This is a genomic window from Pseudomonas sp. PDM24, from assembly GCF_019218905.1.
In the GTDB taxonomy this organism is placed as follows: domain Bacteria; phylum Pseudomonadota; class Gammaproteobacteria; order Pseudomonadales; family Pseudomonadaceae; genus Aquipseudomonas.
Genome location: NZ_JAHUWR010000001.1, coordinates 1,580,567 through 1,603,880 on the forward strand (window position 1 = coordinate 1,580,567; position 23,314 = coordinate 1,603,880).

21 protein-coding genes and 1 pseudogene are annotated in these 23,314 nt (G+C 60.0%); 9 read left to right on the plus strand and 13 right to left on the minus strand.

Features of this window, described 5'->3' with window-relative positions:
- Positions 1 to 95: 95 nt before the first annotated feature.
- The 7 genes from KW837_RS07155 (at position 96) to KW837_RS07185 (ending at position 6,394) form a co-directional block, all read left to right on the plus strand.
- A complete protein-coding gene (locus KW837_RS07155; RefSeq protein ID WP_218395022.1) occupies positions 96 to 764 on the plus strand; it encodes an RraA family protein in 669 nt (222 codons plus the stop codon).
- The gene (locus tag KW837_RS07160; RefSeq protein WP_192344570.1) at positions 761 to 1,423 is read left to right on the plus strand and encodes an RraA family protein; all 663 of its coding nucleotides are present in this window, start codon (positions 761 to 763) and stop codon (positions 1,421 to 1,423) included. Before KW837_RS07155 ends, KW837_RS07160 begins: the two co-directional genes overlap by 4 nt.
- A complete protein-coding gene (locus KW837_RS07165) occupies positions 1,423 to 2,061 on the plus strand; it encodes an RraA family protein (protein ID WP_218395023.1) in 639 nt (212 codons plus the stop codon). Before KW837_RS07160 ends, KW837_RS07165 begins: the two co-directional genes overlap by 1 nt.
- A complete protein-coding gene (locus KW837_RS07170) occupies positions 2,058 to 3,272 on the plus strand; it encodes a pyridoxal phosphate-dependent aminotransferase (RefSeq protein WP_218395024.1) in 1,215 nt (404 codons plus the stop codon). Before KW837_RS07165 ends, KW837_RS07170 begins: the two co-directional genes overlap by 4 nt.
- A gap of 203 nt (positions 3,273 to 3,475) precedes the next feature.
- Positions 3,476 to 4,699 carry a DUF3422 domain-containing protein gene (locus KW837_RS07175; protein WP_218395025.1) on the plus strand — a complete coding sequence of 408 codons (1,224 nt, stop codon included), beginning with the start codon at positions 3,476 to 3,478 and terminating at the stop codon, positions 4,697 to 4,699.
- A 122-nt stretch (positions 4,700 to 4,821) separates the two neighbouring features.
- On the plus strand, positions 4,822 to 5,499 hold the full coding sequence (locus KW837_RS07180) for an alpha/beta hydrolase (RefSeq protein WP_371317119.1): 678 nt from the start codon (positions 4,822 to 4,824) through the stop codon (positions 5,497 to 5,499).
- Between the two features lie 130 nt (positions 5,500 to 5,629).
- Complete coding sequence (locus tag KW837_RS07185) at positions 5,630 to 6,394, plus strand: ABC transporter substrate-binding protein (protein ID WP_218395026.1); 765 nt, start codon at positions 5,630 to 5,632, stop codon at positions 6,392 to 6,394.
- A 52-nt stretch (positions 6,395 to 6,446) separates the two neighbouring features.
- Here the strand turns inward: KW837_RS07185 and KW837_RS29015 are convergent, their stop codons facing one another.
- From KW837_RS29015 to KW837_RS07205, 5 genes and pseudogenes are all read right to left on the minus strand, one after another.
- Positions 6,447 to 7,313, minus strand: a complete 867-nt coding sequence (locus tag KW837_RS29015) for an amino acid ABC transporter ATP-binding protein (RefSeq protein WP_371317120.1) — start codon at positions 7,311 to 7,313, stop codon at positions 6,447 to 6,449.
- 66 nt (positions 7,314 to 7,379) lie between these two features.
- A pseudogene (locus KW837_RS29020) lies at positions 7,380 to 7,982 on the minus strand (amino acid ABC transporter permease); the annotation flags it as partial.
- Between the two features lie 49 nt (positions 7,983 to 8,031).
- Positions 8,032 to 8,829, minus strand: coding sequence for a transporter substrate-binding domain-containing protein (locus KW837_RS07195; RefSeq protein ID WP_218395170.1), 798 nt, complete (start codon positions 8,827 to 8,829; stop codon positions 8,032 to 8,034).
- 26 nt (positions 8,830 to 8,855) lie between these two features.
- Complete coding sequence (locus KW837_RS07200) at positions 8,856 to 9,905, minus strand: isopenicillin N synthase family oxygenase (protein WP_218395028.1); 1,050 nt, start codon at positions 9,903 to 9,905, stop codon at positions 8,856 to 8,858.
- A complete protein-coding gene (locus tag KW837_RS07205; RefSeq protein WP_218395029.1) occupies positions 9,898 to 10,755 on the minus strand; it encodes a sugar phosphate isomerase/epimerase in 858 nt (285 codons plus the stop codon). Before KW837_RS07205 ends, KW837_RS07200 begins: the two co-directional genes overlap by 8 nt.
- A 302-nt stretch (positions 10,756 to 11,057) precedes the next feature.
- Between KW837_RS07205 and KW837_RS07210 the strand changes: the two genes are divergently transcribed.
- Positions 11,058 to 11,876: a DeoR/GlpR family DNA-binding transcription regulator gene (locus KW837_RS07210; protein ID WP_218395030.1), complete on the plus strand. Its 819-nt coding sequence runs from the start codon at positions 11,058 to 11,060 to the stop codon at positions 11,874 to 11,876.
- Between the two features lie 4 nt (positions 11,877 to 11,880).
- Here KW837_RS07210 and otnI read toward each other — a convergent pair whose 3' ends face one another.
- From otnI to KW837_RS07250, 8 genes are all read right to left on the minus strand, one after another.
- Positions 11,881 to 12,663 carry a 2-oxo-tetronate isomerase gene (otnI, locus tag KW837_RS07215; RefSeq protein ID WP_218395031.1) on the minus strand — a complete coding sequence of 261 codons (783 nt, stop codon included), beginning with the start codon at positions 12,661 to 12,663 and terminating at the stop codon, positions 11,881 to 11,883.
- A gap of 102 nt (positions 12,664 to 12,765) precedes the next feature.
- The gene (locus tag KW837_RS07220) at positions 12,766 to 14,226 is read right to left on the minus strand and encodes an SLC13 family permease (RefSeq protein WP_192344561.1); all 1,461 of its coding nucleotides are present in this window, start codon (positions 14,224 to 14,226) and stop codon (positions 12,766 to 12,768) included.
- Between the two features lie 184 nt (positions 14,227 to 14,410).
- The gene (locus KW837_RS07225) at positions 14,411 to 15,049 is read right to left on the minus strand and encodes an aldolase (protein ID WP_185022088.1); all 639 of its coding nucleotides are present in this window, start codon (positions 15,047 to 15,049) and stop codon (positions 14,411 to 14,413) included.
- A gap of 20 nt (positions 15,050 to 15,069) precedes the next feature.
- Positions 15,070 to 16,362 carry a 3-oxo-tetronate kinase gene (gene otnK / locus KW837_RS07230; protein ID WP_218395032.1) on the minus strand — a complete coding sequence of 431 codons (1,293 nt, stop codon included), beginning with the start codon at positions 16,360 to 16,362 and terminating at the stop codon, positions 15,070 to 15,072.
- 10 nt (positions 16,363 to 16,372) lie between these two features.
- Positions 16,373 to 17,278, minus strand: a complete 906-nt coding sequence (gene ltnD / locus KW837_RS07235; RefSeq protein WP_218395033.1) for an L-threonate dehydrogenase — start codon at positions 17,276 to 17,278, stop codon at positions 16,373 to 16,375.
- A gap of 41 nt (positions 17,279 to 17,319) precedes the next feature.
- Positions 17,320 to 18,024 carry a FadR/GntR family transcriptional regulator gene (locus tag KW837_RS07240; protein ID WP_063343794.1) on the minus strand — a complete coding sequence of 235 codons (705 nt, stop codon included), beginning with the start codon at positions 18,022 to 18,024 and terminating at the stop codon, positions 17,320 to 17,322.
- A gap of 511 nt (positions 18,025 to 18,535) precedes the next feature.
- Positions 18,536 to 20,659, minus strand: coding sequence for a TonB-dependent siderophore receptor (locus KW837_RS07245; protein ID WP_218395034.1), 2,124 nt, complete (start codon positions 20,657 to 20,659; stop codon positions 18,536 to 18,538).
- A 119-nt stretch (positions 20,660 to 20,778) separates the two neighbouring features.
- Complete coding sequence (locus KW837_RS07250) at positions 20,779 to 22,866, minus strand: TonB-dependent siderophore receptor (protein WP_371317121.1); 2,088 nt, start codon at positions 22,864 to 22,866, stop codon at positions 20,779 to 20,781.
- Here KW837_RS07250 and KW837_RS07255 point away from each other — a divergent pair.
- Entirely contained in the window at positions 22,858 to 23,091 is a 234-nt protein-coding gene (locus KW837_RS07255; RefSeq protein WP_192344766.1) for a hypothetical protein, read from the plus strand. The genes KW837_RS07250 and KW837_RS07255 overlap by 9 nt on opposite strands.
- The last annotated feature ends 223 nt before the right edge of the window (positions 23,092 to 23,314 follow it).

Consider the following 23,314-nt stretch of genomic DNA (forward strand, 5'->3'; position numbering starts at 1 on the left):
TAGGTTTAACGTATGTAACGCTTCTGTGATTAGTAATATACCTATCAAATAGTCTCGCCGACACTGGGCGCCTCCGTCACCACTGGGGCTTTCCCATGATCAATAAAAGTTTGCTGGATCGCTTGGCGGCGCTGGATACCAACACGGTCTCCGATGCGCTCGACTTCCTCGGCCTGCCGGGCGCCACCGTGGGGCTACGCCCGCTGTGGAACTGCCCGAAGATCGTTGGCCGCGCCAGTACCGTATTGCTGGCACCCAAGTCCGACACCCTACCGACCGTGCACCTGATTACCCCGGTGGTTGAACAGATCGACAGCGACGAACGTGTGCTGGTGATCGCCGGCGGCATCGAAGGTATCTCCTGCTGGGGCGACATCCTCGCCAACGCGGCGGCCGGCAAGCAGGTGCGCGGCACGGTGATCGACGGTTTCAGCCGCGACATCGACGGCAGCGAAGCGATTGGTTACCCGGTTTATGGCCGCGGCGTGACCATGATCAGTGCCCGCAACCGGGTGGTGCAGATCGATGCCGCGGTGACGATCAAGGTGGCCGGCGTCGACGTCAGCGAGGATGACTATGTCATTGCCGATACCTGCGGAACCGTATTCGTCCCCCAAACCCATATCGAAAAGGTCATCGACCTTGGCGAGCGCATCGCCCGCCGCCAAGACGGCATGGTCGAGGCCGTGCGCAGCGGCCGCTCGGTGGCCGAGGTGATGCACGACACCCGGTTCGAAGCGATTCGCGTGGAGCACGCCCGATGAATCTTGAAGATCAAACCCTGGTCGCCTTGTTTGAAGGCCTCGACACTCCTGGCGTCTCCGATGCGCTGGACAAGCTCGGCCTGCCCGGACAATGCCTCGGCGTGGCGCCGCTGGACAATTACCGCAAGGTCATCGTCGGACCGGCGTTCACCGTGCAGTACGTCTCGGCCAGTGTTCCGCCGGGCACGGTGGGTGATTTCATCGAAGACGTCGCACCCGGCGACGTGGTGGTGATCGACAACGGCGGCCGTACCGACTGCACCGTTTGGGGCGACATCATGACCCAGTACGCCGGCACTCGACAGATCGCCGCCACGGTCATCGACGGGGTGTGCCGTGATGTGAACAAGGCGCTGGGTGATGGCTACCCGATTTTCAGCAAAGGTCGCTTCATGCGTACTGGCAAAGACCGCGTGCAAGTGCAGTCGGTCAACCAGCCGGTGTCCATCGGCACGGCACGGGTCTGCTCCCGTGACATCGTGGTCGCCGATGCCAACGGCGTGGTAATCGTGCCTCGCGCCCGTGCCGCTGAAGTGGCGGCATGTGCCCGCCAGATCGAATCGGTCGAAGCCGACATTCGCGCCCTGATCGCTCAAGGCAAAACCCTCAAAGAAGCCCGTGCTGCATTGGGTTACCACAATCTGCAGAGGAAAATCTGATGACCACGCTCCCCTTCCCCCCGGATTTTCGCGCGCGGGCAAAAGTACTGGGCACCTCGACGCTGTATGAAGCGTCCCATCTGCCCTGCGCGGTTGACAGTGCGATCCGCCCGATCTGGGACGGCGCCTTTATCGCCGCCCCCGCCTACCCGCTGGAATGTTCGCCGGGCGATAACCTGGCCCTGCATCTGGCGATGGAGCGGGTACCCCGTGGCAGCGTACTGGTCGTGGGCACGGGCGGTTTCATCGCCGGTTATTGGGGCGAGGTGCTCACCGTCGCGGCCGAAGCGGCGGGCGTGGTCGGTTTGGTAATCGATGGCGGCGTACGCGATATCGCTGCGTTGAAGAAACGCCAGTTCCCGGTATTTGCCCGTGGCATCTCGGTCAAAGGCACGGTCAAGGCCAGCGCCTCCTCAGTGGGACAACCGTTCAATTTCAATGGTGCTTTCGTGGCACAGGGCGACCTGGTGGTGGCTGACGACGACGGCGTGATCATCATCCCCAAGGCCGATGCGGCACGTACCCTCGCCGAAGGCGAAGCGCGCGCGAACAAGGAAACACAGATGATGCAGGCACTGACCGAAGGCCGCTCGACCCTGGAACTGATGAACCTGACAGACTGGAGAACCCGGGCATGAGCATCGACATTCAGCGCCTCAACCAACGCCTGGCCAGCGCACAGCCCTCGGCGACTTATCGGATCATGGATCGAGTGGCGGAACGCCGGGCACAAGGGGCGAAGATCATTTCGCTGTGTGCCGGCGAGCCCGATTTCGATACCCCCAAACATGTGCGTGAAGCGGCCATTCACGCCATCGAGCATGGCCACACCCGCTACACCCAGGTGGCCGGTGTGCGCTCGTTGCGAGAAGCGGTGGCGGCCAAGTTCCGCCGCGAAAATGGTCTGGACGTGAGCTGGCAAGACACGCTGGTTTGCAACGGTGGCAAACAGGTGATCTACAACGCCCTGGCCGCCACCCTCAACGAGGGCGACCAGGTCATCGTGCCGGCGCCGTACTGGGTCAGTTACCCGGAAATGGTGCAACTGTGCGGCGGTGAAGCGCGGATCGTCATGTGCGATGCCGGTACGGGTTTCAAACTGACGCCCAGGGCACTGGCTGCCGCGATCACCCCGCAGACCCGTTGGTTAATTCTAAATTCGCCGTCCAACCCGACCGGCGCGGTGTACAGCGAGACGGAACTTCGTGCCCTGGCGGCTGTGTTGCTGGACCACCCCCACGTGCTGATTCTGGCCGATGATATCTATGAACATCTGATCTTCGACGATCAAGCGTTCTACACCCTGGCCCAGGTGGAGCCACGACTGGCGCCGCGAACCCTGACCATGAACGGTGTCTCCAAGGCCTACGCCATGACCGGTTGGCGCATCGGTTTTGCCACCGGGCCGCGCTGGTTGCTGGAGGCCATGGAGAAGCTGCAGGGCCAGCAGACCTCGGGCGCGAGCTCGGTTTCGCAGCAAGCCGCACTCGCCGCGCTGGAGGGGCCGAAAGACTTCATCCGCGAAAGCCGTGCCGCTTTCCAGGCTCGTCGCGATTTGATGGTGACGCTACTGAACGACACGCCGGGACTGGAATGCGTGAGCCCGGCGGGTGCGTTCTATGCGTTCGTCTCTTGTGCGGGGCTGATCGGCCGAACCTCGCCCGCCGGTCGAGTGCTGCACACCGACGAAGATGTCGCCCATGCGCTGCTCGACGAAGCGGACGTGGCAGTGGTGCATGGCAGTGCATTTGGTCTTGGCCCCTACATTCGCATTGCCTATGCGCTGGATGACGCTTCGTTGCACCAGGCCTGCGAGGCGATTCGGGCGTTCTGTACAACGTTGCGTTAAAACCTGTGGGAGCGGGCTTGCTCGCGAAAGCGGCGTGTCAGGCAACATCAATGCTGACTGTGCCACCGCCTTCGCGAGCAAGCCCGCTCCCACATGTACTGCGCTTGGCTGACGGGCATTGGGCAATCGCCAGGCTTTGTTTGTGACTCGGGTATTCATCATCCAGTCCCAAGAACAAACAACTCCAACATGGCCCAAACAGCATGCACCCGCAAAGACTGATCCTGCACAACGAGTTGCACGCGCGCCCTTCTCTGTATTTCGACGAGCCCGCCCACGTGTTTCATCTGGCGTTTCTGGCGAATGACGGGCAGTGCGACACCTTGCTGAGTCACTGCTGCCCCGGCCCCGTCGACCCGGATGCAGCCCAGGGCATCACCGAGTTGGAGGGCCATGCCTTGAAGTGGGAACGGCACGCAGAGTTCCTGACGCTGACGCTGGTGGTGCCCTCCTCCAGTCACGAGCCATGCTGGAGCCCGCCACCCAGGGCCTTGATGGACCGGGTCGAGCCTTTCATGCAGCACGTGATCAACGCTGTGCAGATTGTGGTGCGCACAGATACGTCTTTTTCCGGCGATCTGTCCGTTTATGGATTCAAGGATCCCAGCGGCTCTTGCATCGGCGGTGGCGATGCGACGGTCTGGAGCGATTTTCGCCTGAGCGAGGATGGCACCAACCGTTTTCTTTTCATTAACAAACGCCTGAATGCCTATCGCCTGGGACGGATGATCCGCCGCCTGCTGGAAATAGAAACCTACCGAATGATGGCTTCGCTTTCACTCATCACCGCGAAAGCCTTGAGCACTCAGCTCAACGTCTTCGACAAGACCCTGGTCAACCTTTCGGAACGTAACGCCGGCCCCGATACCGGAAATGCGAAAGCGTTGCTGACCGACATTGCCAACCTGTCGGCGCAAGTGGTCAGCAGCAGCGCAAAAACCCGACACCGCTTCAGCGCCACCCAAGCCTATGCACAGCTGGTTTTCGAACGCCTGGGTGAACTGCGCGAAAGTCATGTGGGTGATTGCCAGCGACTGGGTATCTTCATCGAAAGGCGCTTCAAACCCACGGTCAGATACTGCGCCGTCACCGAACAGCGCCTGGAGCAACTGGCCGAAAGCGTAGCCAACCTCGGGGACTTGTTGCAGGCCCGTGTCCAGGTCGAAATGGAAGAGCAGAACTCGGAAATCCTGAGGAGCCTGAACGCTCGCGCCGATACTCAAATCAAAATCCAGCGCGCCGTCGAAGGCTTGTCGATTATCGCCATCACCTATTATTTGTTGAGCCTGTTCAAGCTGTTCTACTCGGGGCTGCACGTCATGGGCGCGGACATTTCCGCGAGAGACGCCCTGCTGGCCATGACTCCGCTCGCGCTCTGCGTCCTGCTGTTTATTTTGATCAGGATCAGGAAAGCCAAAGAGCATTGATACGCGGCACCAGAATCGACCGATTCCGAAGCTGACATCCGGGATGATCCGCTACGGATCCGGCTGGCTTGTCAGAGGGCTAAAACCACGCCAATGGATCCATAAAATCGTTAACAAACAGAATCAGTTCATTCGGCAGTGCCCAGGCCTATCGCCCGCTCACCAGCCAATTGGCAGCCCGCAGCCGGATTCGTACCCTGTGCATCGATTACCGCCTGGCCCCGGAGCACCCTTTCCCGGCCGCCGTAGAGGACGCTCTGGATGTTTACCGTGCACTCCTCGAAAACGGTGTGAACGCCGAGCATCTGGTGCTGGCCGGCGACAGTGCCGGCGGCGGTCTGTGCATGGCTCTGATGCTGGCCGCCAAGGCCGCTGGTTTGCCGCTGCCCGCGGCTGCGGTAGTGATGTCGCCTTGGGTGGACATGGCTCAGACCGGAGAGTCGTGGAATTTGCAGAAGGCTCGAGATCCATTGCTCGGCCCGCTTGCTGGCAAGACCATTATGCCCGACACCTATTTACAGGGCGCCGAGCCACTGAATCCGCTGGCCTCCCCCCTATACGGCGACCTTCAGGGTCTACCGCCAGTGCTGATCCAGGTGGGCAGCCGGGAATGCCTGCTGGATGATTCAACCCGGCTCGCCAGCCGCCTGGCCAGCGCCGAAGTGGCGGTACACCTGGACGTCTGGCCGGGAATGATTCATGTCTTCCAGACTATGAGCGATCAACTCGAAGAAGCCCGCCGGGCACTGGACCAGATCAGCGCCTTCCTCCTTCGGCACCTGGGGGAAGATGTGACCTGACCTCAAGTTTGCGTAGAATGCGGGGTGATACCGTATCCAATAATAAACAACGGCCGGTAGACTCATCCCCCCTTGTGATCCACTGGTGACTTGTGGCGCCCTTCTACGCTCAATGCCTGAACTATCAACCATGAGCGCAAGCTCATGGGTATTAAATGCCTACGCAAAAGCACTTTGCAGATTTTTTCTGTCGGGATCGCTGCTGATTGCCTATAACGCGTGTGGCGCCCCCTTGCCGCTCGAACTGTATATCCCTGACGCTCCGCCACTGACGTTTGTCGATGACACCAAGGGTCACGGAATGGTCGGAGAAGCCGTCCTGACAGCCTTTGCCAACGCCGGCTATGTCGCTCATGTCCATGTGCTTCCCTGGGCCCGATCACAAAAACACGTCAGCGAGAAGCAGGATCTTCTGATAGCCCCCTTGTCTCGCACGTCTGAACGCGAAGATCACTTCACCTGGATCGCGTCGATCATGCCCATGGAGCGCGCTTTTTTCAGCCTCGACCGGCCGGTGAGCAGCTTCGCGCAAGCGAAAAAAACCTACCGGGTGATCGGCGTCGGCCTCGGTAGTGCGCAGGAGGAAATCCTGCGTGCACAAGGCTTCAGCGACGAGCAGATTTACCCCCTGACCATTGGCGACAACCCCGCGCAGATGCTCTTGAAAGGTCGCATTGATGCCTGGTTCAACGGTGTTCCCGAGAGTCGATACATCTGGCCGAAGATGTCTGAACGCAAACTGTTCATGAGCCCGGTCATGAGCAGCGCGGAGCTCTACCTGGCTTGCTCCAGGCTTTGCTCTGCTCAACTGGTGCAAGACCTGCGCAAGGCGGTTGAAAAGCTTCGCGATGACGGCACCCTGGCGCGTATACAACAGAGCTATTTGTCGCAATAACGGAACCGCCAGCGCCGCGCAGTCTGCGTATTGCCGGGGCGGCTAAACCCATTCAAGACAGACATACCTCCTGCGCTGGCTCCTGCAGCCCCATGAACCGCCGCACTCGATGAGCCTCAGGCTCCTCGCGGATCGCCTGTGGTGAGGCATCCAGCTGTATGTGGCCGTTGTCCATGAAGATCACCCGGTCGGAAATCGACAGGGCAAAGTCCATCTCATGGGTGACGATTAGCAGGGTCATGCCTTCCTGGGCCAGATTGCTGATGACCGTGAGCACCTCGCCGACCAGTTCCGGATCCAGCGCCGAGGTGGGTTCGTCGAACAACAAGATGTCCGGGTCCATGGCCATGGCCCGGGCAATAGCCACGCGCTGTTGCTGGCCCCCGGACAGTTGATGCGGATATTTGTGGACGTGCGCCAACAAGCCGACCTTGTCGAGCAACTGGCAGGCGAGTTGTTCGCTCAGTGCGCGGCCGATGCCATGATAACGGGGAGCGAGGCTGATGTTGTCCAGCAGTGTCCGGTGAGGGAACAGGTTGAAGTTCTGGAACACCATGCCGATGCGCCGTACACCCTGACGAACCCGACGGCCATCCGGTTTGTCCCCGGCATTGATGAAGCTTTCCCCGAACAACAGGATTTCGCCTTGATCGATGTGCTCCAGGCCATTGATCGTACGAATCAGTGAGGTCTTGCCGGAGCCCGACGGGCCGATGATAGAAATCACCTGGCCACTTTGTACCTTCAGGTCGATGCCCTTGAGCACATGATGATCGCCGTAGCGTTTGTGCACGCCCTGCAGTTGCAGGGCCGGGGCGGCGCCTTTGGCCGGGGGGTTGAACGTGCTCGTTGCGACAGGCGCCAGACTGTCACGCAGTACTTTTGTAGAGGCGCTATCGAGGGTTTGCGGTGTCCGCATGTTGAGGTCCAGGTAGCGTTCCAGGCGTTGCAGGGCGAAGCCGAACACAGTGACGATCAGCACGTAATACACACCCACCGCCGCCAGGGTTTCCATCACCAGGAAGTTCTGGGCATACAGGCGCTGACCCACAGTCAGCAGCTCGGTCAGTGAAATCACCGAGATCAACGAGGTCAGTTTGACCACCGTAATGTATTCATTGATCAAGGTCGGCAGTGAGATGCGAAACGCCTGGGGAATCACAATCAACCGTTGCAGGCCGAACAGGCCGATACCCAGAGCACGGCCGGCTTCCTTCTGCCCCTTGGCGACCGAGATCAGTCCGCCACGATGAATTTCGGCCATGTAGGCGGCCTCAGTGACCACCAGCGCCAACAAGCCGGAATAGAACGGTACTGACAGGATCGGCCCGGCACCGGGTAGCAACTGCGGCAGGTTGTAGATGAAGACCACCAGCACCAGCAGCGGAATGCTGCGAAAGAACCAGATATAGAGTGACGCCGGCATGCGCAACCAGGGCAAGCTGGACAATTTGGCTGATGCCAGAACGAAGCCCAGCACCATCCCCAGGAACCAGGCCAGGGCACTCAGTTCGATGACGGTCAGGCTCGCCGCCCAGAAGTCAGTCTTGGAGAACAGCGAAACAAAGTAAGACCAGTCGAATTGCATAGACACCTCGTACGAGCCGCGCCCTCGACCGAGGGCGCGGTTTCAGCCATTACTCGGAGACCGGTTCCAGATCATATTTTTTGAGAATGGCGGTGTACTCACCGCTGGCTTTACTGTCGGCCAGGGCTTTGACCAGCGCCTGATAGGTAGCGTCGGCGTCTTTCTTCACGTAGATGCCCAAGGTTTGCGGATAAACCAGCTTCTGCGAACTGACCACGACCCGCCCGTTGGTGCGCTGGGCGATCATATGCGCGGCACCGGCGATTTCCACCTGCGCCTGAATGTTCTTCGAGAGCAGCGCCTGCGTCACTTCGGGAGCCGAGGGGTACTCGTTGACGGTGATGGCGCCTTTGTTGTTCGGCACGCAGTAGTCGCTGGACAACTGGTTGAACTTGGCCACCCAAGTGGTGCCCTGCTCCAGGCCGATCTTCAGGCCGCACAAATCCTCGGGAACCTGCGGGGTCAACTCACTGCCCTTGGGCACCATGATCGCGGCGCCGGTGTTGGCATAGGCAATGGTGCGGGCCTGGAGCTGGCGTTCGGGAGTGATGTACATGCCGGAAATGATCGCGTCGTAATGCCCGGCGTTGAGGCCGTTGATCAGATTGGGAAACTTGGTGTCTACGAAGTTAGCCTTGACGTCCATCGCCTTGGCCAGGGAATGAGCCAACTCAGGGTCGGAGCCAACCACATTCTTGTCAGCGTCGTAGGACTCGAATGGCGGGTAGGTGATTTCCATACCGACCTTCAACACACCGGGGGTCGCGGTGCTGGCGAAGGCGGCGTTGGCGCAGAACAGGCCAGCGGCGAGCAGACTCAGTCGGGTCAGGGTGTAGGGGGTTTTCATCATGGGAAGCTCCGTTGGTTGTTTTTTTAGGAATGAGTGGTGGTGTTTTTCAGGCGGCCGAAGCTCGATGGCTTTCGAGCCCGGGACGGCAGCTCAAGCTCGCCGTTTTCCACGCGTTTGCGCAGGTACTGGTAGGTCTGCAGCGCTTGGCTCCACATGTGCTCGCCAATCGCCAATGCCTCGTAATCCCCGGCATCCTTGGCGAAAGCCGGCAGCGGTTTGATCAGCGTGTGATAGTCGCAGGCGTAGAACAGCGGGAAGCTGTAGCGCTCCTGAGCGACCTTGCGCACCCGGTGGGCGGTGGCGACAAAGGCACCTGCGGTCATGACTTCCAGCATGTCGCCGATGTTCACCACGAACGCCCCGGGCATTGGCGGTGCATCGATCCATTGATCCTGATCGTTAAGCACCTCCAACCCCGGCTGATCGGCGTGCAGGATGGTGAAGCACTCGTAGTCGGTATGCGCGCCGATACCCGGGGCATCCACGGCTTCGGCGTCGAAGGGGTAATGGATCAGTCGCAGCTTGGAGGGTGGGCGAGTCACCAGCGCATCGAAATAGCCCTCCTTCAGCCCCAGGGCCAACGCGAAGCCATCAAACAGCCGGCGGCCAAGGGCAAACACCGCCTGATAGTAGTTTTGTACCGCGCCCTGGAAGCCCGGCACGTCGGGCCAGTGGTTCGGCCCCAGCAGCGGCGTACAGTTGAGGAACAGTGGGTCATCCACTGACACTTCGAAGCCGATATCGAAGGCCTCTTTATGGTCCGGTTTGCCCTTGGAATACACCTCCTCACCTTCGGGCACGAACCCCTTATGGCTTTGCGAGGTGCCGATGTAGTGGCGCATCTTGGCTTCCAGCGACTGTGCAAAATAATTGCTGGCCGCCTGGCGCAGCCTCTCGATCAGCGCCGGATCGATGCCATGCCCGGTGATGTACAGAAAGCCCACATCGCTGGCGGCGCGCCCCAGTTGCTCGGCCACTGCAAGGCGGTGCTCCAGTTCAATACTGAAGAGTCCCGCGATGTTCACCACCGGGATGCTGTTGAAGTTGGCCTGGGTTGATGAGGTGTTACTCATGGCGGGTTCCTTCACGGATGAAACGGTCGAAGTGTTCGCGCTCGGTCCGGGCCATCCACTGGTTCAAGGTCCAAAGGTCAGCCACCGGCATATTGGTGAAGGGCAAGTGATGCAGATAACCGTCGGCACCGAACTCCGGCGTCAGGGTGCTGAGCGAATAGCCGCGCTGAAGCTGAGAGGCCCAGACGGCCTCCCAGTGGCGCTGATGAAACGCCAGTTCACCGGCATATTCCGGGGCGGCGGGATGGGGGACTTGCGGGCCCTGGTCATAGCCGACCCGGGCCTGAAGGTGATGGACACGCTCGACGAAGGTCGAAAGATCGTCGGCCGGGTCGTCCAGCAATCGCTCACAGCACACCACCCAATGACTGATGTCACTGGTGAAGCGCAGTCCCGGCAGTTGGCGGATCAGTTCCAGGGTTACCCAAGGGCTGTATAGGGAACGGGCGCGGTGAGTCTCGAAACTGCAGAACACCCCATGCCTGGCGGCCAGTTCCATGGCCTGGCCGAAGAACTCGACCTGCAATGCTTGCGGCCAGCGGTCGTTGCCGGCCAGCAGATTGACGAAACGTGGGGTCAGCTCCGAGGCCCAGCCCAGCTTGCGATCAATGTCGGCCAAGTGTTGGGCGGGCGTGGCGTTCTGGTCGGGCAATACATCGTAAGCACTGAACAGCGTGCAGATATAGGGAACCCGATTGCTGCGCAGGAAAGCGCCGAACTCGCCACGCTCATTGGCCTGCAGCGGCAGGCGTGCTTCGATGCCATCGAAGCCGGCGGCGAGCAATTCATCCAGGGCCTGTGCCTTGCTGGCGGTATAGCCCCACAACGTGCGGAAAATCTCTAGCTTCATGCATTCCTCCCGGCTGCGTCGGGCCACTAGCGGATTGGGCTGGTGGCGTTACTGGGCAGTCGAAAGGGTTGCTGCGGGCTGCTGCTCTGATGGCGTCAGTCCCGTGGGGAGGATCCTAAGATCATGTCGGCAAATGATTGAATAGGCTGCAGCAAATAGTTAGTTCAGAAATTCATGAACTAACGCTGGCGGGTTTCCTCGTGGGAACAGTGATCCGCAACACCTCGTCCCTTCACCGTAGATTCGCTACTATGTTTGCCCCCGCTTTCCTTGTCTGCGGTTTTCTTCATTCTGGAGCCCGAATGCCTAGTCAAAAGGACATCGCCGCCGAAAGCGGCGCACCGATGATCCCTGAACAGCGCCGTGAATTGATGCTGCGCCAGTTGCGCAAGCATCAGGTGCTGAGCGTTCATCAGTTGATGGAAATGTTCGACTGTTCGCACATGACCATTCGCCGCGATATCGCGTTGCTGGAACAGGAAGGCCGTGCTTACTCGGTCACCGGTGGCGTGCGAATCGCCAGTCAGCTCCATAGCGAGCCCAGTCATCAGTTCAAGGCGGTGGTCGAGTTGCCGCAGAAGCAGGCGATGGCCAAGCTCGCCGCGCGGATGCTGCATGCAGACATGACGATCTATCTGGATGCGGGGACGAGTACGCTGGAGATCGTCCCGTACATCAAGGCGCTGTCGGGCATGACCGTGGTGACCAACGACTTCGGGATTGTCCAGGCGCTGATCGATGCACCCCATGTCACGGTGATTCATACCGGCGGGCAACTGGATCACTCCAATCAATCGTGCGTGGGCGGTCTGGCGGTGGCCACCTTGCGGCAGATCGTCACCGATATCGCGTTCATCTCCACCAGTTCCTGGGATTTGCGTCGCGGCCTTACCACGCCTTCGGCGCTGAAGGTGGAGGTCAAGCAGGTCGCGATGCAATCGGCCTCGCAAGTGGTACTGGTGGCGAGCAGTTCGAAGTACGGCACGTTCAGCATGTACAGGATCGCCGGGCTCGAGCAGTTCGACATCATCCTCAGCGACGACGCGCTGACCCCTGCCGCGGCCGACAGCATCCGCAAGCAGGGTGTCGAACTGCTATTGCCCGGCGATAACAACGTGTAAGGCGTTAGCGCGCCTTCCAGTCACGCAGCCATTGCAAGCCGGCTGATGTGTTACCACGCGGCCGGTATTCGCACCCTACCCAGCCGTCATAACCCAACTGGTCAATCAGCTCGAACAGGTAGGGATAGTTGACTTCGCCCAGGTCCGGTTCATGTCGATCCGGCACACCGGCGATCTGGATATGGCCGATGCCGTCGAAATCCCGACGCAGTTTAGTGGCCAGGTCCCCTTCGACGATCTGGCAGTGGTAGCAGTCGAACTGAACCTTCAGGTTAGTGGCGCCCACTTCCTTGCAGATGGCCTGGGCCTGATCCTGGCGGTTGAGAAAAAAGCCCGGCATGTCCCGCGTATTGATCGGTTCCAGCAGCACCGTGATGCCAGCCTTGGCAGCCTGCGCGGTGGCGTAAGCCAGGTTCTCCAGGTACACGCCGTGATGCCGTGGGCGATCTGTTTCCGACGGCAGCAAGCCAGCCATCACATGGATGCGTGAGTTGCCCAGCACCGCGGCGTACTCCAGCGCGCGATCGAAACCGCTACGAAATTCACTCTCCCGCCCGGGCAACGACACCGTGCCCCGCTCGCCCGCCGCCCAATCGCCGGGCGGTGCGTTGAACAGGGCCTGAACCAGGCCGTTGTCGCTCAAGCGCTGTTTGAGTTCCTGAGCGCTGTAGTCGTAGGGAAACAGGTATTCCACGGCTTCGAAACCATCGGCGGCAGCGGCGGCGAAGCGGTCCAGAAACTCATGTTCCGGGTAGAGCATGCTGAGGTTGGCAGCAAAACGAGGCATGGTAGCTCCTATCTATGTTTTTGTAGGAGCCAGGCTTGCCGGCGAAGGCGATCTCAAGGACGCTTTCGCCGGCAAGCCGTGCTCCTACAGGTCGGCAATTGGTTAGACAAACGGCCAGATCAACAAGGTAATACCGAAACCCAACGTGCCGAGCAAGGTGGTCAACACCGTCCAGGTGCGCAAGCCGTCGGCCACGTTCAGCCCGGACAATTTGGTGAAGATCCAGTAACCGGCGTCATTGATGTGGGACATGGCCAACCCGCCACCGCCCATGGCCAGGCACAACAGTGCCATGTGGTTTGCCGTGAGATCGAGGGTAGCGATCAGCGGGCTGATAATGCCGGCGGTGGTCACCAGTGCCACCGTGGTCGACCCCTGAACCGCACGCAACAGCATGGTCAGCAGAAAGCCCAGCGCGAGTACCGGCAGACCGGTGGTGCGCAGCATATCGGAGACCACGGCGCCGATTCCGGTATCCACCAACACCTTGCCGAACACACCGCCGGCACCGGCAATCAGAATCACCATGGCCACGCCAGGCAAGGCCGAGCCGATCACGTCAGACACCTGAGTACGACTCCAGCCCCGACGCGAACCCAGCAACCAGGCACACAGCAAAGTATCGATCAGCAGCGCCACCAGCGGCGCGCCGAGCACGGTCATGATGCCGCGCAGGACCGAGTCGGCAGGCAGCAACGAGGTGGACAGCGTTCCCAGCAGGATCAGAATGATCGGCAACACAATCAGGCTGACGATCAGGCCAAAACCCGGTGGCGGTGCCGATGGCAGTTTGGAGACGATGCTGCTGGTGGCTTCTTCCAGACCCATGTGAGACGCGGCCACGGCCGCTCGTTCAGGGCTCTTGTCGTTACCATTGGACCAGGCAGCCAGATCCTCGTTGGTGACATGTGGGCCATAGACCTCGGCACGAATATCGTCGGTCATCGGGTACACCCGACGGGTCATGCGCCCGGCCACGCGGTAGCCGACATAGCAGAGGAACGCCGTGATCGGCAGACCGAACATCAACACGCGACCGAGGTCGGCACCCAATTGGCTGGCAGCGGCCACCGCACCCGGATGTGGCGGCAGAAAGGCGTGGACGGTCAACAATGCAGCGCACATCGGCAGCGCGAACACCAACAGCGGCTTACGCGCACTGCGAGCGACGCCATAGGCCAGCGGCATCAGGATGATCACGCCGACCTCGAAAAACACCGGCACCCCGACCATGAACCCGGCAATCGTCAGTGCCAGTGGCGTGCGGCGGTTGCCGAATCGGGTAATCAACGTTTTGGCCAGCGCCTCGGCACCGCCGGAAAGTTCGATGATCCGCCCGATCATCGCGCCCAGGGCAATGATGATCGCGATATGGCCCAGGGTCTTGCCCATGCCGCCTTCGATGGTGGCAACCAGATCGGCCGGTTTCACCCCGGCCACCAGCGCCACCAGAATGCTCACCAGCATCAAGGCCACGAAGGGCTGAAACTTGTACTTGAGCACCAGAAACAACAACAGAGCGATCCCTAGCCCCGCGGTAACCATCAAGATTAACGGGCTCATTTCAGAAGCCCTCCACATCGGGTGAACGAAAGGGTTGTTCTGAAAATGTCGCAGTGAAGGTGAGTCATGCCTGGATGTCCTCTTGTTATTGTATTTTTCAGGCAAGCCGGGAGCGTGGGGAGTCGCTGTGCGTCTCCCGATCAGGGCCTGCCTTATCGATCTGTCGTGTTAAAAAATCAGGGCTCTACCAGTGCGCGCCAAAGGTCACTCGCAGCTCGTCCAGTGCTGCCTGATCGAGCGGCTCGGGCTTGGGATTGCTCATCAGCCACAGCCGCGCGGTTTCCTCGAGTTCTTCCAGGGCGTAGCTGGCCCTGGACACTGAACTTTCCCAAACTACCGGCCCCAGCCGCTCGAGCATCACGCCGCGAACGCGGTTGGCCCATTGCGCGACCTGTTCGGCCACCTTCGGCGAGCCGGGCCGCTGGTAACCAATCAACGGGACAGGCCCGACTTTCATCACCTGATACGGCGTCAGCGGCGGCAGGATGTTGTCCGGCTGCCAGACACCGGCCAGCGTCAACGCCACCAGATGGGTGGAATGGGTATGCACCACGCCACCGACGCTCGGGTTGCGATCGTAGACCTGGCGATGCAGCGCCAGTGTCTTTGACGGCTTGTCACCGGACACCCATTCGCCGGCCAGATTGACCTTGGCGATGGTCGCCGGGTCGAGGCGGCCGAGGCAGACATCGGTCGGTGTGATCAACCAGCCGTCATCCAGACGCGCGCTGATATTGCCGGCGCTGCCGACCGTGTAACCACGCTCATAAAGGCTGCGACCAACCTGGCAGATTTCTTCGCGCAGGGCATTTTCATTACTCACTGCACCGTTCATTGCACCCTTCATTGCACATCCCCGGCCAATTGCTTCAAGGCTTTGCTGAAGAAATCCCGGCCACCGAAGTTGCCCGATTTGAGTGCCAGGGCCAGAGGCTCATCGGTGCTACTGACGGTGGCCGGCACGCCCGGATCAATTTGTGCGCCGATCTGCAGCAGTTGCACACCCAGCGCCTGAACCACGGCGCCCGAGGTTTCACCGCCAGCGATCACGAAGCGTCGTACGCCGCTCTGGCGAAGGCCCTGAGCGATCTCCCCCAACGCATTCTCCACCAAGGTACCGGCCCGTTCGACGCCGAGTTGCTGTTGCACCGCCTTCACTTCGTCCGGGGTGCTGGTGGCGTAGATCAATACGGTTTGTTCGTTATCACGGGCAAAGGCCAAAGCCTGGGCGACCACCGGTTCCCCGGCAGCCAGGGCCAACGGATCAATCCGCAGTGCTGGCCGACCGGCTTCGAGCCAGGCGGCCACTTGCCCATTGGTAGCGATCGAAGCGCTGCCGGCCAACACCACTTCACCGCCTGATACTGCCGGGAGTTTCGAGGCGTCGAGGTCACGCAGTTTGCCGGCGTGACGGAAATTTTCCGGCAAGCCCAATGCAAGCCCCGAACCGCCAGTCAACAACGGCAAATCAGCGCAAGCGGCCCCGAGGGTGTACAGATCGCGGTCCGACAAGGCATCGGCAATCGCCATGCCGACACCTTGAGCCCGCAGCTCGTTGATGCGCTCACGCACCTGCTCGGCCCCTTGGGCAATGGTGTCGTAACGCAACAAGCCGACGTTCAGACCGGTCTGCGACTGCAAGACCCGAACCAGATTGGCGTCGGTCATCGGCGTCAGCGGGTGATGCTGCATGCCCGACTCGTTGAGCAGTTGATCCTGCACAAACAGGTGGCCGCGAAAGATCGTCCGGCCATTTTCCGGAAACGCCGGGCACGCCAAGGTGAAATCGCTACCCAACGCCGCCAGCAGCGCTTCGCTGACCTGGCCGATGTTGCCGGCTGCGGTGGAATCAAACGTCGAGCAATATTTGAAAAAGATCTGCTCGCAGCCTTGCTCACGCAGCCAGGCCAGCGCCGCGAGGGACTGTTCGACCGCTTCGGCGACGGGAATGGTGCGCGACTTCAGCGCGATGACAATCGCGTCGGCGTCGAACTCGGCAGCCACTTCACTGCTCGGAATGCCGATGCTTTGCACGGTGCGCATACCGCCGCGCACCAGCATGTTGGCAAGGTCTGTGGCACCGGTGAAATCGTCGGCGATGCAACCCAGCAATGGGCGTGCAGTGGTTGTGTTCATTGGGCGATCCTCAAACCGGCTCAGTCTTGGCAGTCGGCAACTCGATGCCGGGGAAAATCTTGATCACCGCCGAGTCGTCTTCACGACCGAAACCGGCGCTGGAAGCCTGCATGAACATCTGGTGGGCGGTGGCCGACAACGGCAGCGGGAATTTGCTGGCCCGTGCGGTATCCAGCACCAGGCCCAGGTCCTTGACGAAAATATCCACCGCGGACAACGGTGTGTAATCGGCCTTGAGAATGTGCGGCACGCGGTTTTCGAACATCCAGGAATTGCCGGCGCTGTGGGTGATCACTTCGTACAGCGCATCGGCATCAACACCTTCACGCAGGCCCAGCGCCATGGCTTCGGCAGACGCAGCGATGTGCACCCCGGCGAGCAACTGGTTGATGATCTTGACCTTCGAGCCCAGGCCATGGTTGTCGCCCAGGCGATAGACCTTGCCGGCCATGCCTGCGAGGACCGCGTCGGCCTTGGCATAAGCATCGGCCGGGCCAGACGTCATCATGGTCATTTCACCGGCCGCCGCCTTGGCCGCGCCACCGGAAATCGGGGCATCCAGATACAGCAAGCCTTGCTCGGTCAGGCGCTGGCCCAGGTCCACGGCGTAGGTCGGCGCGACGGTGGCGCAACCGATCACCAGGCTGCCAGGGCGCAACGCAGCGACGGCACCACCCTCGCCAAACAACACGGTTTCGGTCTGCTCGGCATTCACCACCACGGTAATGATCACGTCGCACTCAGCTGCCATGTGCGCGGGTGAAGCACACGCCACGCCACCCTCGCTGGCAAACTGTTCCGTCACCGCGGCACGCACATCGCAGGCATGCACATTAAAGCCGCTGCGCAACAGTGAGCGGGCAATGCCCAGGCCCATCGCGCCCAGACCGACAACACCGACATTCTTGTTATTCATGGGGTACTCCTTAGTTACCGGCTTACGAGGAAAACAGCGGCCTATTCCACGCCAGCAAGGCGCAGGCGGCGGGCCGCGTTGTAGATATGGGCACGGGCGGCATGCCCGGCGGCGAGCGGATCGCGCAGCCGAATGGCCGCCACGATCGCCTGGTGTTCTTCATGCACCTGACGGGAGAAATCCGCCCTGCCAGCTTCATTGGTACGGGTGATGCGGGTGGCGGCCTCCAGGTACTGACTGACGAATTCCAGTGTCTTGAGAAAGTAGGGATTGCCCGTGGCTTGAGCGATGGCGCGGTGAAAAGCCACGTCGGCACGCACACCGTCCTGCCCTTCATCCACCTCTTCGTCGATGCGTGCCAGCGCCTCGTCAATCTGCACCAGATCGGCCTCGCTGCGATTGAGCGCCGCCTCGCTGGCGATTTCCGCCTCGATGGCACGTCGCAGCGCCAACAGGTGAAAGACACTGCCGGGCAGATTGGCTTCGGCGTAATCGATACGCAGCGGGCGGATATTGGCGTTGGCGGTAACGAAGATGCCGCGCCCTTGTTGAGGCTGCAGCACGCCTTCGTTCTTGAGACGGGAGATGGCTTCGCGGACCACGGTGCGACTGACACCGAAGGCTTCCGAGAGCATGGCTTCACTGGGCAGTTTGCTGCCGGTGGCGAACACACCGCTGTCAATCTTGTCCAGCAGCTGCTGAGCGACGCTGTCACTCAGCACGTGAGTCGGGACCTTGTCGAACATCGTAGCCATCCTGTTTTTGTCTTGTTATCAGGTTGTCATACAGGTTGAGCAGATAATCCTCCAATGAGCAGATTATGTGAAGTCTTTTTTTAAAATAACATTTTTTAACATGCGGGCTGAAGGAATGGGCAACCACTGCTCAGTGGGATCCAACTGCCAGGAGCGTTTGTTATCGAGGAATGAGTCGGTGGGCGTTTTGAGTAATGCCCTGTGGCGAGGGGGCTTGCCCCCCGTTGGGCTGCGAAGCAGTCCTGAAAATCTCTGGTGTAGCAAAGATTTTTGTGAGCGCTACGCGCTCAAACGGGGGCAAGCCCCCTCGCCACAGTTCATTCCCGATCGATCGTCATTGACCGAGGGCTGCGAATGCAGACAGTGGTGAGCCAACGTCGCTGGAAAAGCGGATGATCAGGCCACCCTTTCTCGAAGTTGAAGGCAAACGTTCATGACGCCGCCTCCGACTGACGCAGGTTGTTCGTGTGGCGCTTTATAAAAGTGCGCCCTGAAGCGCTCTCTACAAGGTGTATGAAATTCCCATCTGCACGGTTCTCGGCGCGCCCGGATAAGCGTAAACGTTGCCAAAGGCGCCTTCATCGTAGTGACTGTCGAACACATTCTTCAGGTCGAGGTTAAGCCGCAGGTGCTCGTTGACTTTGTAAAAGCTGAGCAGGTCGAACACCTTGTAGCTATCCATGGAGAAGGCATTGGCCGCGGTCTGGCCGGCGCGCTCGTCGACATACTTGGCGCCCAGTCCCAGGCCCAGTCCTTTGAGGCCACCGTCCTGAAACTCGTAGACGTTCAGCAGGCTGAAACTGTTGCGCGGAATGTTCACCAGCCGGGTGCCTGACTTCAGCACGTTATCCTGGGTGACTTCGGCATCCACGTAGGCGTAGCCACCGATCATGCGCCACTCTGGCGTGAGGTTGCCGGCCACGTTCAGATCAAAGCCACGGCTACGAACTTCACCCGCCGCAACACTGAAGGTCGAGTCCACCGGGTCTGTCGTCAGGACATTGCGCTTTTCGATCTGATACACCGCGGCATCCACGCTTAGCTGACGATCAAGGGCCTGCCATTTGACGCCCACCTCGTAGGATTTGCCTTCTTCAGGTTTGAAGCCGCCGCCCGTTCGACTGGCACCGCTGTTGGGCTTGAAGGACCGCGCCGTGTCGGCATAGATCGCCACGGTCGGGGTCAGATCATAGATCAGCCCCAGGCGCGGGGTGACGGCGTTGTCGCTGTTGGTCCAGCTTGTGCCGTTGACGAGGTAGCTGTCGTAATCCTGTTCGAAGCGTTCGAAACGTACGCCTGCCAAGACTTTCAAGCGCTCGGTCAGCGTTACCTGATCTTGCACGAAAGCGGCATAGGTCTTGAGGCTTTCCTGATCGTGGGTGGTGGTGCGAGTCAACGCCGGACGCGGCTGGCCGTAGACCGGATTGAAAATATCGATGGGGTAGGCACTCACCGCCCCACTGGAGCGACGGATGATCGACTTGTAATCGTAATCCTCATACTCGATGCCCGTGAGCAACGTGTGATCGAATCCGGCCGTGGATAAATGCCCGGTCAGGTTCAACTGCACATCCCGGTCACGCCATTCCAGTTTGCGGTAATTGAAGTTGCGTCCCAGCGTTCGGCCATCGGCAGCGACACCGTTGGCTTCGATGGCATTGCCTTGCAGACTGCCGTCGAGAAATTGCGTGCCGCCGCCCAAGGTCCAGTTGTCGTTCAGGAAATGTTCGAAACGCAGTTGCGCCATGTTGTTGTCGTTGTGCAGCTTGCCGATATCCTTTTCACCGAAAAAAGTATCCCGCGACGCAACGCCGATCTGATTGCGATAGCGGGTCACACCCCGATCGAGCGGCGCGTTATTGCGCATGAAATCGCCTTCGAAGGTGATACGGGTAGTGTCGTTGACCTGCCAACCGAGGACCGGCGCCACACCATAACGCTCGTTTTCGACGTGATCACGGAAGGTGTCGCCACCCTCGCCTATCACGTTCAGCCGATAGGCCAGTCGCCCTTCATCGTCCAGCGGCCCTGTGGCATCCATCGTTGCGCGACGCATGCCCTGATCATTGAGCTGACTGCCCAGGGTGACGGTGCGCTCGGCCAGGGGTTGTTTGGACACCACGTTGAAGGTACCGCCTGGGTCGCCACGGCCGTAGAGCGTGGTGGCTGGCCCGCGCAGGACCTCCAGACGCTCGATGGTATTGGCGTCGGGCATGTTCGGATAACCGCGGTTGATCGGGAAACCGTTGCGGTAGAACTCACCGGTGGTAAAGCCTCGCACGGTGAAAGTGGTCAGGCCCTGGCCGCCGAAATTGTTCGCACGACCCACGCCACCGGCGTAATCGAGAGCGTCTTGCAGGCGGGTGGCGCCGAGGTCTTCCACGACATCCCGGGTGACCACGCTGATCGATTGGGGGGTTTCATGAATCGGAGTGTCGGTGCGCGTCGCACTGGCCGAACGAGTCGCCCGATACCCTTGAACCGGGCCCTGGGCCTGCTCTTCGAATGTGCCGTTGATGTCGATCGCTTGTAACTCTATTGACGCAGGATCAGTCGGTGCCTGGTCAGCCCAGGTGGTCTGGGAAATGGCTTGGATCACACACAGAGAAACGAGAGTTCGACGCATCGACATACAACCTTAAGAAGATGCCGGGCACATCAGGAGCCCGGCGAATAAAGAGTGAGGCGCCCCCCGTTCCGACCGGTACAAAACCAGTGAAACGGGGGCGTCTCAATGCAAAAGGATCAGAACGTCACACTGGCGCTCAGGCGTGCCGTACGCGGCTCGCCGACATTGACTGCCAGTTGGGTGCCGGTAGAGGACGGGTAGTACTGTTTGTCGAACAGGTTGTCGACGTTGAATTGCAGCGAAGTCTTGTAGCCGAACATCGGCGCTTCCCAACGCACGAAGGCATCGGCCACGGTGTAGCTGCTCAGCCAGAAATCGTTGGCGTTGTTGGCCGCGCGCTCGCCGATGTAACGTGCGCCAGCGCCGGTATGCCAGGCCCCGAATTCCGCAGGAATGTTCAGGTGATGGGTGAGGTACAGGCTCGCGGTGTGCTTGGGCGCATCGGCAAGGCGATGACCTTCGTCATCCGGATCGTCGAGGATTTCCGTGTGGGTGTAAGCGTAGGTGCCGATCAGGTCCCAGCGCTCGGCCACACGCCCGGTGATGTCCAGTTCCAGGCCCTGTGAACCGACCTTGCCCGCCGCCTCCGAAAGGCTGACGCCACCGATCGACTGGCTCGTCACGACGTTTTTCTTGACGATGTCGAACAGCGCAAGGTTGATGTTCAGCCCCGGTAGCGGATCGTACTTCGCACCGACCTCGTAGCTGCGGCCCTCCTCCGGATCGAAGGTGTGGCCGGCGTCGTCGACTTCGGTATTGGGCTTGAACGAACGGCTGTAGTTACCATACAGCGACAAGGTATCGGTGGCTTTGTAGACCAGGCCCAGAAATGGCACGAAGGCATCGCCATTATCGTCGCGGTTGACGGTATAGCTGCTGCCTCGGCCCTGATCGCTGTACTGATCGTAATGCTGCTGACGACCGCCGAGGACCAGGATCCAGCGGTCATCGAGGTGCCAGTTATCCTTGAAGTACACGGAGCTTGAGGTCAGCTGGTTGCTCAGATCACTTTGCGTGGCACTGACCAGACTGGGCTCAGCCAAACGCCCATAAATTGGCGCGGTGATGTCGAAGCCTGACCGCGGGGTATTACGGTAGGTTTTGCCACGGAATTGGTCGGACGCTTCAGTATCCGCGCCGATCAGCAGGTCATGGCGTTGGCCGAACAGCTCCTGCTGGCCGATGAAATCCCAACTGGCGTAACGGGTTTCATCGTCGTAGTGAGCACCGTTGGCAGCACGTCGCAGATTGTTGCCGGTCAACGCATTCGGCTGGGCAATCGAGAGGCTGTAGCGGTCGTTGTTCCAGCCGTAGGTGACGCGGGTTTTCCAATCGTCACTCAACTGATACTCGAAACGCGCGGTGGCCACTTCACGGATACCGACGCTTTTCGCCCAGCGTTCGTCGAGGCGCTTGTCGTAGTCGATGTCCGCCGGATGACCGTTGGTGAACACGGTGCCGCGGTCGAAGGGGCTGGAATAATCGTTGTATTCGTAGCTCAGGGTCAGGCTGGCGCGATCACCGGTCCAGCTCAGCGATGGCGCGACCAGGGTGCTCTCGTTCACACCATAGTTGCGCCAATAATCCTCATGGCCGCGTTCGGCAATCAGGCGATAGGCCAGGCCCGTGTCTCCCAAAGGCCCGGTGGTGTCCACGGCCAGGGTGCCGCCGCCTTCGCTATAGGCCGAGCCGCTGAGCGTCGTGCTCTGGGTGTATTCAGGCTTCTTGCTGATCACGTTGATCAATCCGCCGGGCTCCAGCGCGCCGTACAGCATTGAAGCAGGCCCTTTGAGCACTTCCACACGATCCGTGGTGGCGCTGAAGTTGTGGCCCATATTGGAACGCACGCCATCGCGCAGGATCGAGCCGTCGTCGTTGGTGCCAAAACCGCGCTTGACCAGGGAGTCCCGCGAGTTGCCCAAGGTATTGCCCTGGCTGACACCACTGACAAACTTCATGGCGTCGTCCAGCGAGCGCACCTGATAGTCAGCCAGGGTCTGTTGGGTGACCACATTGACCGATTGCGCCTCTTCCTTGATCGGCACATTGCTTTTGCTCGCGGTGCTGGCTTGAGAGGTGGTGTAGCTCGTGTCCTGGCTCACGCGGCTTGCCTGAATATCCGTGGTCGGCAGTTCGAGGGGTGCCTGTGCCCACAGAGGACTGGCAAACATAACGCAGGAGAGCGTCGGCAACGCGTGTTTCATGAAGATCTTGCGGCGGGCGAAGGGGTGGGGCTGGCTCAAGACGTCGCACTCGATGAGTTAGTAGTAACGATTCTCATTGTATTGTGCGATCTATTTTCAGTAAATACCCTTGACCGCCATCTGCCCGCTTTTGATTTAGGAGGGTTTTGTGTGTTGTCTGCCGGTCGGTTTCAGCAAGTACTCTGTGTGCGTCAAAAAAAATGGCCCGTTAAAACAATGGCTTGAGGGCTTTTAATAGATTATTGGACAGAAGGCTATATTTTTGACTAGTGACATTTGACAGGCCGTCTGGAGTGGTCGATACCTAACAGGGTCGACGTATAAAAAGATGTAATTCCTTTAATAGATATACGTCAGCCCCCAGCGATTAAGTTCACGATAGACAGTGTTTATTTTTCATAGGACCGAGAGTTCGGACCCTGCGGTAGCTTTGCCCATCGCAACGATC

What these genes read in the sequence shown, in the direction of transcription:
- KW837_RS07155 (WP_218395022.1), top strand. Translation starts at nt 96, where the DNA reads ATGATCAATAAAAGTTTGCTGGATCGCTTGGCGGCGCTGGATACCAAC.
- KW837_RS07160 (WP_192344570.1), top strand. Translation starts at nt 761, where the DNA reads ATGAATCTTGAAGATCAAACCCTGGTCGCCTTGTTTGAAGGCCTCGAC.
- KW837_RS07165 (WP_218395023.1), top strand. Translation starts at nt 1,423, where the DNA reads ATGACCACGCTCCCCTTCCCCCCGGATTTTCGCGCGCGGGCAAAAGTA.
- KW837_RS07170 (WP_218395024.1), top strand. Translation starts at nt 2,058, where the DNA reads ATGAGCATCGACATTCAGCGCCTCAACCAACGCCTGGCCAGCGCACAG.
- KW837_RS07175 (WP_218395025.1), top strand. Translation starts at nt 3,476, where the DNA reads ATGCACCCGCAAAGACTGATCCTGCACAACGAGTTGCACGCGCGCCCT.
- KW837_RS07185 (WP_218395026.1), top strand. Translation starts at nt 5,630, where the DNA reads ATGAGCGCAAGCTCATGGGTATTAAATGCCTACGCAAAAGCACTTTGC.
- KW837_RS29015 (WP_371317120.1), bottom strand. Translation starts at nt 7,313, where the DNA reads ATGCGGACACCGCAAACCCTCGATAGCGCCTCTACAAAAGTACTGCGT.
- KW837_RS07195 (WP_218395170.1), bottom strand. Translation starts at nt 8,829, where the DNA reads ATGAAAACCCCCTACACCCTGACCCGACTGAGTCTGCTCGCCGCTGGC.
- KW837_RS07200 (WP_218395028.1), bottom strand. Translation starts at nt 9,905, where the DNA reads ATGAGTAACACCTCATCAACCCAGGCCAACTTCAACAGCATCCCGGTG.
- KW837_RS07205 (WP_218395029.1), bottom strand. Translation starts at nt 10,755, where the DNA reads ATGAAGCTAGAGATTTTCCGCACGTTGTGGGGCTATACCGCCAGCAAG.
- KW837_RS07210 (WP_218395030.1), top strand. Translation starts at nt 11,058, where the DNA reads ATGCCTAGTCAAAAGGACATCGCCGCCGAAAGCGGCGCACCGATGATC.
- otnI (WP_218395031.1), bottom strand. Translation starts at nt 12,663, where the DNA reads ATGCCTCGTTTTGCTGCCAACCTCAGCATGCTCTACCCGGAACATGAG.
- KW837_RS07220 (WP_192344561.1), bottom strand. Translation starts at nt 14,226, where the DNA reads ATGAGCCCGTTAATCTTGATGGTTACCGCGGGGCTAGGGATCGCTCTG.
- otnK (WP_218395032.1), bottom strand. Translation starts at nt 16,362, where the DNA reads ATGAACACAACCACTGCACGCCCATTGCTGGGTTGCATCGCCGACGAT.
- ltnD (WP_218395033.1), bottom strand. Translation starts at nt 17,278, where the DNA reads ATGAATAACAAGAATGTCGGTGTTGTCGGTCTGGGCGCGATGGGCCTG.
- KW837_RS07240 (WP_063343794.1), bottom strand. Translation starts at nt 18,024, where the DNA reads ATGTTCGACAAGGTCCCGACTCACGTGCTGAGTGACAGCGTCGCTCAG.
- KW837_RS07245 (WP_218395034.1), bottom strand. Translation starts at nt 20,659, where the DNA reads ATGCGTCGAACTCTCGTTTCTCTGTGTGTGATCCAAGCCATTTCCCAG.
- KW837_RS07250 (WP_371317121.1), bottom strand. Translation starts at nt 22,866, where the DNA reads ATGAAACACGCGTTGCCGACGCTCTCCTGCGTTATGTTTGCCAGTCCT.